The organism is Streptomyces sp. NPDC037083, assembly GCF_055606485.1.
Genome location: NZ_JBVJSQ010000013.1, coordinates 76326 through 91487 on the forward strand (window position 1 = coordinate 76326; position 15162 = coordinate 91487).

Genomic DNA, 15162 nt, shown 5'->3' on the forward strand with positions numbered 1-15162 from the left:
CCTATGCGCGGTTGAGCGCACGGTCGAGGGTGATGGCCGCGTCGATGAGGGCGAGATGGGTGAACGCCTGCGGAAAATTACCCAATTGACGGCCAGTCAGGTCGATCTCCTCCGAGTACAGACCGAGATGGTTGGCGTAGCCCATCATCTTCTCGAACACCAGCCGCGCCTTGTCGGTCCGCCCCGCCCGCGCCAGCGCGTCGACGTACATGAAGGTGCACAGCGAGAAGGTGCCCTCCGAGCCGCGCAGACCGTCGGGTGACGCGTCGGGGTTGTAGCGGTAGACCAGGCTGTCGCTGACCAGTTCCGCCTCCATGGCATCGAGGGTCGAGGACCACAGCGGGTCGTCGGGGGTGATGAACCCGACCGCGGACATGCGCAGCAGCGAGGAGTCGAGGACGTCGCTGCCGTAGTGCTGGACGAAGGCCCGGCGTCCCTCGTTCCAGCCCTTGGCCATGACCTGCTCGTAGCAGTCGTCCCGTGCGGTGCGCCAGCGGTCGACGCCGGCCGGCCGGCCGTTGGACTCGGCGAGCCGCAGCGCACGGTCGAAGGCCACCCAGGACATCACGCGGCCGTAGGTGAAGTCCTCGCGGCCGCCGCGGGTCTCCCACAGGCCCTCCTCCGCCTGGTCCCAGTGGTCGACCAGCCAGTCGAGATTGGTCAGCAGCGCGCTCCATCCGCGGTGTCCCACCCGCAGACCGTGCCGGTGCGCGAAGAAGATGCTGTCCAGCGCCTCTCCGTAGATGTCCAGTTGGAGCTGCGTGGCGGCGCCGTTGCCGATGCGCACCGGCGCGGAACCCGCGTAGCCCTCCCAGTGGTCGAGGGTCAGTTCGTCCAGGCCGGAGGAGCCGTCGACCGCGTACATGATGTTCAGCGGACCCGTGTCACCGCCCTGGCCGGCGCGTTCCCCGACCCGGTCGGAGAGCCACTGGATGAACGCCCCGGCCTCGTCGGTGAAACCCAGCCCGAGCAGCGCGTACACCGAGAAGGAGGCGTCCCGGATCCAGGTGAACCGGTAGTCCCAGTTGCGCTCGCCGCCCAGTTGCTCGGGCAGCCCGGTCGTCGGGGCGGCCACCACGGCGCCCGTCGGCGCGAACGTCATCAGCTTCAGCGTGATCGCCGAACGTTCCACGGTCTCGCGCCAACGACCCGTGTAGCGCGACTGGCGCAGCCAGGTACGCCAGAACCCGACCGTCTCGTCGAAGAGCCGGCTGTACTCGTCCAGTCGCATCTCCCGGGGCGGCCCGGCGGCGGACCGCTCCAGGACCATTCCGCGCTCCTGACCCGCCTCGAGGGTCAGGGTGAAGTGCAGGGCGTCCTGCCGGTCGACGAGGAGGTCGAGCAACCGCTCGTCGTGAGGCTCGCGGACGGGGTGCACGGTGAGCTCCGGGCCGTCCTCCGAGACGAACACCGCCCCATGCTCGCTGAGGTGCAGCCGGTGGCCCTTGCGCCCGTAGTCGAACCGCGGCTCCACCTCTACGTCGAACGTCATCCTGCCGCGCACACAGCGGACCATCCGCACCAGCCGGTGACTCTCGGTGACTCGCCTGCCGGTCACCGGCATGAAGTCGATCACCTCTCCGGCGCCGGCCTCGGTCATGAACCGGGTGACCAGGACCGCGGTGTCGGGGAGGTACAACTGCTTGGTCGCGTAGGCCCCGTGCCGCGGCCGGATCGTGCAGTGCCCGCCGTCGTCCTTGTCCAGGAGCGCCCCGAACACACTGGGCGAGTCGAATCGCGGAACGCAGAACCAGTCGACGCTGCCGTCGGTGGTCACCAGCGCCGCGGTCTGCAGATCGCCGATGAGACCGTGGTTCTCGATCAGTGGGTAGTCGTTCATCGGGGAGCGCCTTTCGGTGTGCGATTCACCCGAATGCCCCCTCGCAACAGACTAAGCCGGGCACCTGGAAACGGCGCGCGCACCGCCGACGTGGTCACGGGCCTCCCCGGGGCCGACTAACGGTCCGGGGCCGTGGCCCGGCGCGCGGCTCGACGCCACAGCCCGCCGCTGCACCCGCAGGGTGAGCACGCCGACGACGACGAGCATCCCCACGTTGAGCAGAAGCTGCACCAGCGACCCCCACGCCTGATCGCCGTCACCGAAGGCCAGCGAGACCGCCACGTCCGCGGCGGCGGGGATGGTGGTCACGGAGATGAACACGCCCAGCAGCGCACTGCCGCGGGCCTCGGTCAGCGAGACGACTCCCACGATGCCCGCGAGGAACGCGACGGCGGCGGAGAAGAAGTCCGGCGTGTCGATGAGGTGGGAGACGGGCCTCAGACCCAGGTCGAAGGCCTCCGACTGCAGACCGGCGCTCCTGGACAGCGCGGCGAACCCCAAGGTGGCCACGACGGCCAGCGAGAACCCGACCGTCAGCGCACGCGCGCCGTCGCGGACCCTGCGGAAGTTGTGCCGGTCCAGGCCCAGCGCCACGCTGGCGATCGCGCTGTACTCGGGGCCCACGACCATGGCCGCCACGATGAGGATCTGCGAGTTCGTCATGATGCCGACCGAGCCGATGAGACCGGCGACGACGAGCAACAGATAGAAGGACGGCGGATACGTTCCCTCCGCGCGGATGCGCGCCTCGACTCCGGCCCACAGCGGCGCGTGGACGAGCGCTTTCGGCTGCTCGGCCTCGGCCTGCTCGGCCCGCTGCGAGAACAGCAGATCGACCCCGTCCACGGCGATCGAACCCGTACGGTCGACGCCCAGCTCGCGCAGTCGGTCCAGCACGCCGTCGGCGGCGCCCTGCACGACGTCGCACTCCACCGCGTCGCCCTCCGGGACCTGCCCCGCCCGTACCGCCACGACGTTGAACACGCGCGGGTGCGAGGCGAGCAGGTCGAGGACCGGCCGGGTGAGAGCGGCCGGCATCACCATGCGGAAGTGGACCAGTTCCATGCGAGCCTCCTACCGGCGGGAAGCGGCGGCGCGGCCGAGCGGCGAGGTCGTCCCGGGCCGTGCGGAGCGGGCCTGGACCGGCTGTGCCGGCTGACGGGACCGCACGGCGTCACACGTCCTGCTCGGCCACCGCGCCCAGCACCACCGCCACGACCTGCTCCGGTCCGCCGGACGCGTCGACGGTGACGCCCGGCTCGTCGGACCGCAGCGGCTCGAGGATCGCGTACTGCGAGTCGAGCAACCGCGGCGGCATGAAATGCCCCGTCCGCCGCCCGATCCGCCGGGCCGCCAGCTCGTGGTCCAGGGCCAGGTACACGAACCACACGTCCGCGCCCGCGCTCCGCAACGCGTCCCGGTACGCACGCTTGAGCGCGGAGCACGAGACCACGCCGCCGCGCCCGCTCGACGCCGCCGACCGGATCCACTGGGCGAGCGCGACCAGCCACGGCCCGCGGTCGGCGTCGTCCAGGGGATGTCCGGACGCCATCTTGGCGCGGCTGGCCGCGGAGTGCAGGTCGTCGCCCTCCAGGAACGGCACACCGAGCCGCTCCGCCACCCGGGCGCCCACGGTGGACTTCCCGGACGCCGACACGCCCATGACGATCAGGACCCGTGGGGCGCGGATCTTGCCTGCCAAGAACCCTCCCGGGTGACGGTCCGCCTCCTACGCCTCCACTATCGCCCGCCGCTCGCCGACGCGCCGTGTCGGCGGGCCCGTGGCGTCTCCTGCGCGGCACGGGTGACCGGCCCGCGCGCCGGACACGACGCCCGTCCCGGATGGAGAGCCGGGGGGCGCGGGCGACGGTGTGGTGCGACCGCACCCGTTCGCCGCCCTGACAGGATGGCGGCATGGAACGTGTGCTTGGAATCGGCGGATACTTCATGCGGGCCGACAACCCGGCGGCCCTGGGCGCGTGGTACCGCGACTGCCTGGGCCTGGACGCCGACGACAACGGCCTGTGGCGCCCGGAGGCCGGGCCGACGGTGTTCGCCGCCTTCGAGTCCGGGACCGACTACTTCGGCTCCCGCACCCAGCGGACCATGCTCAACTTCCGGGTACGCGACCTGGATGCGATGCTCGCGCAGCTGCGCGCCAAGGGTGCGAACGTGGCCGGGGAGACGCAGGACATGGAGGGCGTCGGCCGGTTCGGCTGGGTCACCGACCCCGAGGGCAACCGGGTCGAACTGTGGCAGCCTGTCTGACCGCACCGCCACAGGGACGGTCGACGGGCCCGGCCGTCGTTCGGGACCGGGCCGGGGCGCGGGCAGTGCGTGTGCGGGCGGGTTCGCTCAAGTCCGTTGCTCCGCAGGGGTGATGTGGCAGTATCGGCTGTCATGTCGCCGTCAGCCGCGTGGTTCCCCGTGCCCGGTCGCCGTCTGTTCATCGTGTTCCTCGTGCTGCTCGTGGCGGTCGGCGCCGGAGTGTGGGACGCCGGCGCGGCTGTCGGGTCGGTGGCGTCCACATCCGCTGCGACGCCCGATCGCGCTCGCTACGACGTGGTGCTGCGCTCCGACGCCGACGGCGGGCACTGGAGCGGACGGCAGCGGGTGTCGTTCCGCAACGCGTCCGACCGGCCTCTGCGCGAGGTGTACCTACGGTTGTGGGGCAACGGCGAGGACGGGTGCGGCACGTCCGGCGCGCCCTCCCGCGTCGTCGTCTCGAACGTCAGCGGCGGCACACCGGGTCGGCTCGAAGTGGGTTGCACGGCCCTGCGCATCGCGCTGCCGAAGCCGCTCGCGCGCGGCGAGCGGACGTCCGTCGCCTTCGGTGTCTCCATCACCGTGCCCGACCGCAATGCCCGCTTCGGCCGGGAGGGCGCCCACCGCTTCCTCGGCAACGCGCTGCCGGTGCTCGCCGTCCATGACGCGAAGGGCTGGCACCTCGACCCGTACGTGGCGCTCGGCGAGAGCTTCTACACCCTGACGAGCGACTTCCGGGTCCGGCTCGATCACCCGTCAGCCCTGAAGGTGCCCGCGACCGGTCACACCCGGACCCTCTCGAACGGCCCCGGCCGCGCGGTCACCCTCAGCGTCGCGGACCGGGTGCGGGACTTCGCGTGGGCCGCGGGCCCGTTCCGCACTGCGACGCAGACGACGCCCGGTGGCGTGCGCGTGAAGTCGTACTGGGCGCAGGGCACCTCCACCGCGGGCGTTCGTCTGACCCGCGCGGACGCCGTCGCCGCGATCGACCGGTTCGGCCGGGAGTTCGGCCGCTATCCGTACGGCGAGGTCGACCTCGTGATGACCAGCGGGTTCGGCGGCGGGATGGAGTACCCGGGCCTCGTCCTCCTCGGCACCACCGAGGAGGGCAGCGCCGTCGTCCACGAGCTGGCGCACCAGTGGTGGTACGGCATCGTCGGCAACGACGAGTACGGCTCGCCCTGGCTGGACGAGAGTTTCGCCCAGTACGCCAACGCCCGCTTCTACGGCTGGGAGACCCGCGACTGCTGGGCGGACGTGTACTGGCCCGACGACAGCAGCGCGCTGACCGCGTCGATGGCCTACTGGTCGCGGCACCGCGACGAATACCACCTCGTGTACACGGCCGGCTCCTGCGCCCTGGCCGACCTGGAACGCGCGCTGGGCGCCGCCACCATGGCACGGCTGCTGAAGCGGTACGCCCGTGACCACTGGTACGGCGTCTCCACCACCGCCGGCTTCAAGAAGGCCGCCCAGTCCATGACGGGCCGGGACCTCGGCCCCTTCTGGAAGACCCACCGCATCCGGTGACGGTGCGCCCGCGGCTCTTCACCTGATCCGATCCGGCCGGCTGGTGCAGCGGGACGGGGTCCTGGTCGCGGTCGTCCGTGCGCACCGCGACCAGGACCCCGGGAAGACGGACCGGCCCTAGCGTCCCTTCCTCATCTTGATGAGGAAGGCAAGAACGAAGCAGACGACGATGAAGCCGATCACCCACCCGGCTCCGGGAAGGTAGTCGTACCGTCCTGACGTCTGGGCCAGTGATGTCGTCATCTCTTTGTCCCTTCCCATTGCACTTGCTCGGCTGTCATCCGGATACGGCTTGTTCGACCTGGGATCCGACGAACTCGCCGGATGCCAGGCAGCCCGCCCCCACGAGAAACCCGCCCACGCCGGCCGTCGGCAGGCCCACCGCGACAGCGGCGGTTCCGCACGTCGCTTCGGTGACGGCGCCGGCGGCGTACCCGGCCGCGACGCCGGCCGCCTGGCGCCAGTTCCCTTCCTGGACGGCCTGGGCACCCTCTCCCAGACTCTTCATGTCCAGCAGGGTGCTGACTCCCCCGAGGATCGACGCCATGCCGTTGGGGTCGATGCGGTTGACGGGGTCGCCCTCTGCGTAGAGGTAGGGGTTCCGCTCACGGCCCGAGGGGTCGGGCTGGGTGAAGCGGCCGATGTTGGCGTCGTAGTAGCGGGCCTGCAGGTGGTAGAGGCCGGTGGGGTCCTGGTAGTTGCCGGCGAACCGGTACGGCTGGGCGACCGGCTCGGAGGACTGGGCCAGGATGCGCACGCCTCGGGGGCTGTAGGCGTAGGTGTCGACCTTCTTGCCGCCCTCGTCCGCCAGTCCGATCACGGAGCCGATGGCGTCGGTGAGGTAGAAGTACGTCTTGCCCCCGGTCGTCATGGAGTTCAGGGTGCCCCCGGGTTCGCGGTTGAAGCCCATGTCGACCCCGGCAGTGGTCGTCGCGGAGAGACCGAGGGGACCGTGGTGGAAGTAGGTGTCACCGAGCCTGATGCGTTCGCTCTGGTCGGTGGAGCCGTACTGACCCGCGTAGGTCTTGGCGTTGACCGTGATGGACGACATCTGGGAGTGGTCGGTCCAGGTCTCGCCGGTGCGGACGTAGTCGTCGGTGGAGGCGGCGGCTGTCTCGTTGCCGACCGCGTCGTAGGACCAGGCGCCGGTGGTGCTGGACTTGCCCGTCAGCTGCTGGGCGTCGTTGTAGGTGTAGGTGGTGCCGCGCGGGCAGCCCTGTTCCGTTCCCTGGGAGGTGAGGTTGCCGGCCAGGTCGTAGCAGTACTGCCAGGAGTCGGTGACCGTGCCGGACTTCTCCTCCTTGGCGTAGGTGAAGCGGCCCGCCCCGTCGTAGCTGTAGCTGCGCCTGAGCCCGCTCACGTTGTCCGTGGAGGTGCGGATCTTGCTGCCGTCGGTCTTGGCGTCCGTGCCGTAGCCGTACGAGTAGGCCAGGTCGACCAGGGTGCCCTGGGCGGAGGTCACCTTGATGGACTCCGGGCGGCTGGACTTGTCCACGTTGACCGTCTGCACCGTGCCGCCGGGGTACGTGGTCGTCCTGCGGACGTCGTTGTTGTTGTAGGTGTACTTGGTGACACGGCCCTGCGGGTCCTTCAGCTCGGTGAGCCTGTTGACCTCGTTCCAGGTGTAGTCGACCTTGCCGGCCGGGTCCTGGTAGTAGTCGACGTTGCCGGCCGCGGTGTAGACGAGCAGGGTCTGCGAGCCGTCCTGGAGGTGGCGGACGGTCTCGCGCTGCAGCGGGTCGAACTCGTACGTGATCGTGCCGGTGCCGTCGGAGCGCTGGCGCAGGTTGCCGTCACCGTCGTACCAGTACTCCACCTTCACCGAGTTCGGCGCGGTGACCGTACGGATGCGGTCGAGGTTGTCGTACGTGTAGGAGACGGTGACGCCCCGCGCGTCGGCGACGCTCCTGGTGCGGCCCAGCTCGTCGTGGGTGTACGTCGTCCTGCCAAGCGGGGCGGGGGCCTTGGCCCACTCGAGGTTGCCCTTGCTGTCGTAGTGGAAGTCGGTGGTGACCGTCTTGCTGGACGTCATCTTCGTCTTCTGCGCACAGCGCTGGCCCTCGAAGCCGCCGCAGGTGGCGGTGGCGGGGTTGTAGTCGTAGGAGACGTTGCCGCCGCCGGTTCCGGTCTGCGCCACGGACTTGGTGTTTCCGGCCGTGTCGTAGGTGAAGGCGGTCTTCTCGCCGTCGGGGTTGGTGGAGTCCTGGAGCACGTCCCCGCCGGCGATGGTCTGCCAGTTGTTGACCGTCGTGCCGCCCGTGGGCACGGCGGCGGTCTTGAGGTTGTTGCGGGCGTCGAAGCCGTAGTCGGTGACGTTGCCCGGGGTGGTGCCCGAGCCCATCGCGTCGGTGGCGGTGTCGATGTTGTGGTTGGCGTCGAACTTCGTGGACCGCTTGTGCCCGAGCGCGTCCAGCACGTCGGTGACCTGGCCGTCGCCGTCGTGCGTGTACTTGGTGGCGTGCAGCTCGGGGTCGGTGGCGGTGGTGGTGCCCGCGGCCGTCGGGGATCCGGCGCTGTAGGCGTAGGTCCAGGTCGGACCGGTGTGGCCGTCGCTGTTGAAGCCCGTGCCGCGCAGCATCGATGTGACGCGGTTGGCGTCGTCGTAGGTGAAGACCGTCACCCGCCCCTCGGCGGTGGTGATCTTGTCGACGCGGCGCGAGGAGTCGTACCGGAAGGTGACCTTCTTGCCCTCGGTGTCGGTGGTGGTGGCCAGGTTGCCCGCGCTGTCGAGGTCGAACACCGCGGTGCGGCCGGTGTTGTCCTTGGCCTGCCACTGCGAGGCGTTCGTCTTCAGCAGGTCGATCCAGCGTCCCGAGCGGGTCTCGGTCAGCTTGAAGCCCTTGTGCTCTCCGCTCTCGTCGTGCTGGGTGACGGTGATCGTGCCCTTGTTGCGGTCGGTGACCTTCGTGAGCGTGCCGTTCGCGTCGAAGGTGTCCTTCGCGCCCGACTTCCACTTCGTCAGCGTGTAGGTGCCGTCGGTGTTCTTCTTGAGGTCCTGCGAGTAGCCCTTCGGCGTGGTGAAGGAGCCGTCGCTGTTCTTGGTGAAGCGGACGGTGGCGCCGGAGGCGTCGTAGAGAACCGCCTCGGTGGAGGAGATCGACAGGTAGCGCTCGTACTGCTGCCACCAGCGCTGCGAGACCTTCCCCCACGGCGCGTCCAGCGAGTTGTACGTCCGCGCCAGCGTCAGGCGCCGTCCCACGCCGGCGATGTCGAAGTCCGTCGCCGTCAGCATCAGATTGCCGGTCGAGTAGTCGATCTTCGCCGTCAGCGCGTCGGTGATCGCGAAGCTGGTGTAGCGGTGCCAGGGCACGTCGCCCTGCCCTTCCGGGACGATGCTCGTCGACGACGCGTCCGTGGCGGCCCTCGCGGAGCCGGCCCTGCCCGGGGCGGCGCCCTGGGCGTGGGCCTGCTGCTCGCGCAGCCACGGGACGTACGCGTCGTCGGTCGGGTTCTTCGACGGCTCGGACTTCACCGGCCGGTTCGGGCCGACCGCGACCGCCGGCATGTCGAAGTCGGGGCTGCCCGAGCCCCATACCGAGGCGGGCTTCGCGTCGGCGGCGGCCGCGTCGGCGGCCGGCAGCGCCGACAGGGCCAGCGCCGCGCAGACCACGACGGCCGAGGCCGCGAGTGCGGCTGATCTCTTGCGGGCACGCCGGAACGGCATGCCGAGGGCACGCTTGTGCATGGCTTCCCCCGTAGGAAGACAGACCCCAGTGACCCCAGCGGTCACCGGGCCCGCACAAGCTGTCACAGGATTCGCACAAAGATCCGCGCCGTTCCCGTCAACTTCCTGCCCATACGGGCTGGAACTGGCCCCTCCCCTTCTCGGCGGTGAACGGTGTGAAACCGGGACAGGAAGCGCGTTCGACCAGCCGCGTCCGGCAAACGGCACCCCTTCGGGGCAGAGCCCGAACGGCCGAAAAACGCGGTTCTCTTACAGGCCAGTTGGCCGGTATCCGCCCCCTCCAGATGTCGACGTCCACGAGCATGCGGGCTCCGTCGGCGAGGGCGTTGTGCCCGACGCGCTCCCGGGGCAGGCCGAGCGGGCGGACGCCGGCGTTGCGCTGCCGCGCCGGCGCCTTCCCTCAGTCACCGCGCGTACCTGGGACTCCATTGGGCGGCCTCCACCGCCGCCCGCAGTTCCTCCCGCGTGGCCTTCGGGGCGACGCCGTCCTCCACCGCCGCCAACGCCGCGGCCAGCGCGATCTCCCGGGCCGCGCCCCGCATCTCCCGCAACGGCGGCAGCAGCGGGGCGGGCGCGCCGTCGTCCGGGGCGAACCGGGCGGCGCAGTCACCGACCGCGCGAGCGGCGGCCACCATCATCCGGTCGGTGACCCGGGTGGCCCGGCTCGCGGTGACCGCCAGGCCGATGGCCGGGAACACGTACACGTTGTTCGCCTGCGCGACCGGCACCTCGCGGCCGTCGAGCGTGACCGGCGGGAACGGGGAGCCGGCGGCGACCAGTGCCTTGCCGTCCGTCCAGCGCACCAGGTCGGCGGGGTCGGCCTCGGCGTGGGAGGTCGGGTTGGACAGCGGGAAGATCACCGGACGGTCGCAGGAGGCCGCCATCCGCCGCACGATCTCCTCCGTGAAGGCCCCCTGCGCGGTGGACAGTCCGATCAGCACAGTCGGTTCGACCCGGTCCACCACCTCGGCCAGGCCGTACGGCTCCTGTTGGTCGTCGCGAGCGTAGAGCCGCTGCTCGTCGGTCAGCCCGTCCCGGGAGGCGGTCAGCAGCCCGTCGACGTCGACGAACCAGAACCGGGAGACGGCCTCCTCCTCCGGCACCCCGTCGTCGACCAGCGCGACACGGATCATGTCGGCCACGCCCACCGCGGCGGAGCCCGCACCGAGGATCACGATGCGCTGGTCGGCGAGCCGGGTCCCGGCCACCCGCGTCGCCGTCGTCAGCGCACCGAGCGCGACGGCGGCGGTGCCCTGGATGTCGTCGTTGAAGGTCAGCAGCCGGTCCTGGTAGCGGGTGAGGATCCGCCGGGCGTGCGCCGTCGCGAAGTCCTCCCACTGCAGCAGCGTGCCCGGCAGCTCGGCCTCCACGGCCGCCACCAGCGATTCCACCAGTTCGTCGTATGCGGCCCCGGTCACCCGGCGCTCGCGTCGGCCCAGGTAGTGCGGATTGTTCAGGAGGTCCTCGTTGTCGGTCCCGGCGTCCAGCAGGATCGGCAGGGTACGGGCGGGGTGGATGCCGCCGATCGCCGTGTAGAGGCTGAGCTTGCCGATCGGGATGCCCATGCCTCCCACACCTTGGTCCCCCAGGCCCAGGATGCGCTGGCCGTCGGTGACGACGATGACGTCGACCTCGTCGTGCGGGCGGTTGCGCAGGATCTCCCGGAAGCGGTGCCGGTCCTCGTAGGACAGGAACAGCCCGCGAGGGCGGCGGTAGATCTCGCTGAAGCGCCGGCACGCCTCACCGACCGTCGGGGTGTAGACGACCGGCAGCATCTCCTCCAGGTGGCGGGTCACCAGCCGGTGGAAGAGCACCTCGTTGGTGTCCTGGAGCTGGCGCAGGTAGATGTGCCGGTTGAGCGGCTTGTCGTAGCCGAGGAACGCCGCGTACGCCCGGTCGGCCTGGTCGTCCAGGGTCTCCACGGCAGGCGGCAGCAGCCCGTCGAGGCCGAGCTCGGCCCGCTCCGTCGCGCTGAACGCGGTGCCCTTGTTGCGCAGGGGATCGGACAGGAATGCGGCGCCCCGCCGGGAATCGTTCGCGGTCATGCCTTCTCCCCTGCCCCGCATGCCCGGCCCCTCACGCCAAGCCGTGGGCAAGGCGTCGGCAAGGAACGGTCACGGCGCCCCGCTGCCGCCGACGGCGACGACCGCCGCGGGGGACCCTCCACCGGGCAGCGCCTCCGTGGCCCGGGAAGCGATTCAGCTCAGGTCGAGGTCGGCCTGCAGCAGATCGTGATCCGAGTAAGGGGTGGGCTTCACGCGGTGGTTGAGCGGGGCGACGCCTCGCAGGAAGATGTAGTCGAACTTGCTCTGCCAGTCGGTGGTCGGCTTGCAGGTGGCGGCGGACGAGGGATGGCACTGAGGGTCCACGTCCGCGGCCAGCGCCCAGATCCGGGTGAGTTCGGAAGCGTCCGGCACCGCGTTGAAGTCGCCGATCACGATGGCCCGGTCGTACCGGGCGACCGCCGCGGCGAGTACGGCGGTCTGCTCCGCCCGCACCGCTTCCTGGCGTCGTTCGGCGAGGTGCGTGTTGAAGACCCGAACGGACCGGCCGCCCACCTTGGTGGTGACCGCCATGTACCCGCGGTCCTCGGACCCGCCGTCGGGGTACTCCACGTTGACGCGGTCCGTCATCGGCGCCGCCGAGAGGAGCGCCTGACCGTAGCCTCCCGGATTCCAGGGCACTCCCCCGCAGCGGCCCCAGTTCTGCAGTACCGTCCCGTAGGCGACGTGGTAGACCAGCCCGTACCGGGTCTCCAGGAGATCCCGGACCCGCTCGACGTCCCGCACACACGCCTCCTGCAGGCCGATGACCTGGGGTGCGAACGCGGCGATCTCCGCCGCCCGGTCGACGTCGCTCTTCTTGCAGGGATTGCAGATGTTCCACGTCAGGACCCGGTTCGCCACGGCGTCCCTGGCGCCGTCGGCGGGCTGTGGCCTGGCGGAGGGGGCGTCGCCGGGCGCATCGGGGCCGACGAGCACCACGCAGGCCACGATGACAGCGCCCACGACCACCAGTGTGCCCCGTCCGAACACCACGCCTCCTCCCGGTGCTGACGCTCGGCAACCGACGTCCGCAGGCACGAGGTTACGGGACGAGGTCGTCGACGACACCTGCCCGAGGCGCCGGCCGTGGACGGCCGGCGCCTCGGGGGTGGTGCGGGGAGGGTCAGCTCACGGCGCCGATGCGCTCGACGCGCTCGTTGACGCCGTTGCGGAGTTCGCTGAGCGTCGTGCCGGGCGGGGCCGTCTTCGGTGTGGAGGAAGGCGGCTGCGTCTCGTCCGCGCAGGTCGTGCCCGAGGCCGGGACCTTGAGGTCCACCAGGTAGCCGACGACCGCGTCCGTGGCGCAGGCGCTGCGGCCGAACGCGGTGTGCCCCTCGGCCTGGAAGGTCAGCAGCGAAGCGTTGTCGAGCCGTCGGGACAGCGCGACCGCGTCCTGGTAGGGGGTGTCCGGGTCGCCGGTGGTGCCGAGGACCAGGATGGGCGCCGAGCCCTTCGCCCGGTAGGAGCCGTCGTAGCGGCTGACGCGCTCGCCGGGCCACTGGACGCAGGCGGTGGCGTGCTGGTGGTCGTACGTGGGCGGGCCGTACGCCATCGCCGGGCCGAGCAGCGGAGCCGCCTTCGCGTAGGCCGTGACGTTGCGCTTCAGCAGGCGCAGGTCGCGCGGATAGTCACGGTCGACGCACTCGACGGCCACGTTCGGGCCCAGGAAGTCGAAGCTGGCCGGGGACGGCGGCCGCAGCAGGAAGGACGTGTTGTCGCGCAGCTGGGCCTTGCGCAGCGCCGCGCCGAACGAGGGCCAGATGACCTTGCCCTCGTTGATGTTGAACATCAGCCGGTAGACCATTGTGTAGCCGTTGGCCTGGCCGCCGTTCGCGGTCGGCACGGGGTTGGCGTCCAGGTCGGCCTTCAGCTTCTCGAACGCCGCGCGCGGGTCGCCGTCGCCGAACCCGCAGGTCGCCTGGTCGGCGGCGCACCAGTCCAGGAAACGGCCCATCGCGCCGTCCAGCGCCAGGTACTGCGGCCGGTCGTAGGCGTACGGGCGGTTGGCGTAGTGCACCGGGTCGTACGCGCCGTCCAGGGTCAGGGCCCGCACCCGCTTGGGGAACATGGCGGCGTAGACGGTCCCGATGTACGAGCCGAACGACCGTCCGTAGTAGGTGAGTTGCTGCTCCCCGAGCGCCTCGCGCAGCAGGTCGATGTCCCGGGCGACGTATGCGGTGCCGATGTAGGGCAGCACCTCGCCCGCGTTGTCCACGCAGGCCTGGTCGAACTCGGCGGCCTGACGCAGCGCCGGCTCGAAAGCGTCAGGACCGGGCACGCCCTTCGCCTCCGTGACGGCGCGCGTGTACCGGGCGTCGTCGAAGCAGGTCAGCGGCGAACTGCGGCCGACTCCGCGGACGTCGTAGCCGAAGACGTCGAAGGAGTCGCGCAGTGCGGCCGGCAGGTCCGCGTAGTTGTTCCGCACGAAGTCGACGCCGGAGTTGCCGGGTCCTCCCGGCTGCATGAAGAGCGTGCCCTTGCGCTTCGTCGGGTCCGCGGCCTTCTTCCGGACCACCGCGAGGGTGATGGTCTTGCCGTGCGGCTCGCGGTAGTCGAGCGGAACGTCGGCGTTCGCGCACTCGAATCCGCCCTGGCAGTCGGTCCAGGCGAGCGACGGCACGGGCGGCTTCTCGGGCGGCTTCGGCGAGGCCGTCGCCTGCGTCGTCCCCGTCACGGCGGCCATGAGCGCCGTCAGCGCGACCGCGGCGGCTGCGAGCCGTCCGGAGCGTCTCGGTATGGGATGTGGTGTGGTCACGGTTTTCGTCCCCCTGGGTCGATGTGCGGCCAAGCGCTCACTGTGCACAGTGAGTTCGGTCAACAGAACAGAGGGGAAAAGTGTGGGAGCGGTGCCATCGCGGCAGACTTTTGCTCGCTGATCCCGGTCCGCGGACGGTGCCCGGCAGTCCGGGTCGGCCGTTCACGGACCCGCACACGGGACCCGCCGGACCAACTCCCCCTACGGAGGCGTCACATGGCATCAGAGAACGCGCGGCCCCGGATCGAACCGCTGCCGGTCGAGCAGTGGGCGCCCGAGGCCCGCGCGGTCTGGTCGGCGGACAGCCTGAGCGATCAGGAGGGCCGGCTGCCCGCCCATCTCACGCACATGCCGGACACGCTCAACCTCACGCGGATCCTCGCCCGTCATCCCGGCCTGGCCGTCGCCCTCTACCCGCTCTCCACGCTGGTCAACGGCGGACTGCTGTCACCTCGGGACCGCGAACTCGTCACGCTGCGCACCGCTTTGCGCACCGGGTCGGGATATCTGTGGTCCCACCACTACGAGACGGCGCAGACCGTCGGTCTCACGGAGGCGGAGGTGCTGCGCACCTCCGGCGATCCTTCGTCCGTCGCCTGGAGCCCGCACGAGGCCGCACTGATCACCGCCGTCGACGAGATCTGCGACGCCTCAGTCATCGGCGCGGCCGCCTGGAGACAACTGCGGCGCGCGTACGACGACGCGCAGGTACTGGAGCTGCTGGCGCTCGTCGGCACCTACCGGCTCCTGGCGACCGTGCTCAACACCTCAGGGGTCGCGCTGGACGACTGGCGTCCCGCACGTCCCCGGCCGGCCGTGACCGTCACGCCTGACCGCACCGGCCGCGAGGAACGACCGTAGGACGGCGTCTGCGTGTGGTCCCGTCCCGTCGGCACGGCCCCCTGGAAGGAGGCGCACGCAGTACTCGCCGCCCCGTCTGCTGCGAACGCAGTAGACGGAAGTGTCTGCGAACGGCCGACGACGTCGGACCGCGCCGATGCGAGCGTGAGGGCGGGCCGAAATCCGGCCCGATCGTGTGACG

Annotated in this window: 11 protein-coding genes; 3 read left to right on the plus strand and 8 right to left on the minus strand. The window is 70.8% G+C overall.

Features of this window, described 5'->3' with window-relative positions:
- Nucleotide 1: 1 nt before the first annotated feature.
- From ACZ7DE_RS30225 to ACZ7DE_RS30235, 3 genes are all read right to left on the minus strand, one after another.
- A complete protein-coding gene (locus tag ACZ7DE_RS30225; protein ID WP_470766685.1) occupies nucleotides 2–1840 on the minus strand; it encodes a glycoside hydrolase family 15 protein in 1839 nt (612 codons plus the stop codon).
- Nucleotides 1841–1891: 51 nt separating this feature from the next.
- Nucleotides 1892–2905, minus strand: a complete 1014-nt coding sequence (locus tag ACZ7DE_RS30230; RefSeq protein ID WP_470766686.1) for a DUF389 domain-containing protein — start codon at nucleotides 2903–2905, stop codon at nucleotides 1892–1894.
- A 109-nt stretch (nucleotides 2906–3014) separates the two neighbouring features.
- The gene (locus ACZ7DE_RS30235) at nucleotides 3015–3542 is read right to left on the minus strand and encodes a gluconokinase (RefSeq protein WP_470766688.1); all 528 of its coding nucleotides are present in this window, start codon (nucleotides 3540–3542) and stop codon (nucleotides 3015–3017) included.
- A gap of 212 nt (nucleotides 3543–3754) precedes the next feature.
- Here ACZ7DE_RS30235 and ACZ7DE_RS30240 point away from each other — a divergent pair, with 212 nt between their 5' ends.
- The gene (locus ACZ7DE_RS30240; protein WP_470766689.1) at nucleotides 3755–4108 is read left to right on the plus strand and encodes a VOC family protein; all 354 of its coding nucleotides are present in this window, start codon (nucleotides 3755–3757) and stop codon (nucleotides 4106–4108) included.
- A gap of 132 nt (nucleotides 4109–4240) precedes the next feature.
- Complete coding sequence (locus ACZ7DE_RS30245; protein ID WP_470766691.1) at nucleotides 4241–5635, plus strand: M1 family metallopeptidase; 1395 nt, start codon at nucleotides 4241–4243, stop codon at nucleotides 5633–5635.
- A gap of 117 nt (nucleotides 5636–5752) precedes the next feature.
- On the opposite strand, the gene ACZ7DE_RS30250 is transcribed toward ACZ7DE_RS30245, so the two are convergent.
- The 5 genes from ACZ7DE_RS30250 to ACZ7DE_RS30270 form a co-directional block, all read right to left on the minus strand.
- A complete protein-coding gene (locus tag ACZ7DE_RS30250) occupies nucleotides 5753–5878 on the minus strand; it encodes a hypothetical protein (RefSeq protein ID WP_470766692.1) in 126 nt (41 codons plus the stop codon).
- Nucleotides 5879–5912: 34 nt separating this feature from the next.
- The gene (locus ACZ7DE_RS30255; RefSeq protein WP_470766694.1) at nucleotides 5913–9320 is read right to left on the minus strand and encodes an RHS repeat-associated core domain-containing protein; all 3408 of its coding nucleotides are present in this window, start codon (nucleotides 9318–9320) and stop codon (nucleotides 5913–5915) included.
- A gap of 404 nt (nucleotides 9321–9724) precedes the next feature.
- Nucleotides 9725–11365: an NAD-dependent malic enzyme gene (locus ACZ7DE_RS30260; protein ID WP_470766696.1), complete on the minus strand. Its 1641-nt coding sequence runs from the start codon at nucleotides 11363–11365 to the stop codon at nucleotides 9725–9727.
- A gap of 153 nt (nucleotides 11366–11518) precedes the next feature.
- Entirely contained in the window at nucleotides 11519–12334 is an 816-nt protein-coding gene (locus ACZ7DE_RS30265; RefSeq protein ID WP_470767083.1) for an endonuclease/exonuclease/phosphatase family protein, read from the minus strand.
- Nucleotides 12335–12488: 154 nt separating this feature from the next.
- A complete protein-coding gene (locus ACZ7DE_RS30270) occupies nucleotides 12489–14120 on the minus strand; it encodes an alpha/beta hydrolase (protein ID WP_470766697.1) in 1632 nt (543 codons plus the stop codon).
- Between the two features lie 216 nt (nucleotides 14121–14336).
- Here ACZ7DE_RS30270 and ACZ7DE_RS30275 point away from each other — a divergent pair, with 216 nt between their 5' ends.
- Entirely contained in the window at nucleotides 14337–14981 is a 645-nt protein-coding gene (locus tag ACZ7DE_RS30275; RefSeq protein ID WP_470766699.1) for a carboxymuconolactone decarboxylase family protein, read from the plus strand.
- Nucleotides 14982–15162 lie beyond the last annotated feature (181 nt).